The organism is Photobacterium rosenbergii, assembly GCF_033022775.1.
Taxonomy (GTDB): domain Bacteria; phylum Pseudomonadota; class Gammaproteobacteria; order Enterobacterales; family Vibrionaceae; genus Photobacterium; species Photobacterium rosenbergii_A.
Map to the genome: position 1 here is coordinate 1 of NZ_JAWJZI010000067.1, position 234 is coordinate 234.

The following is a 234-nucleotide window of genomic DNA, read 5'->3' on the forward strand; positions in this document are numbered from 1 at the left end:
TTATGGGCGGCGAGCGGCGGACGGGTGAGTAATGCCTGGGAAACTGCCCTAGTGTGGGGGATAACCATTGGAAACGATGGCTAATACCGCATAATCTCCTTTCTTTAGGTAGAGGGGAGCAAAGCGGGGGATCTTCGGACCTCGCGCGCTAGGATGTGCCCAGGTGAGATTAGCTAGTTGGTGAGGTAAGAGCTCACCAAGGCGACGATCTCTAGCTGGTCTGAGAGGATGATC

General features: G+C 55.1%; 1 rRNA gene. It reads left to right on the forward strand.

Going from position 1 to position 234, the window contains the following annotated elements:
* Positions 1 to 234 (forward strand): 16S ribosomal RNA (locus R2X38_RS26725); the annotation flags it as partial.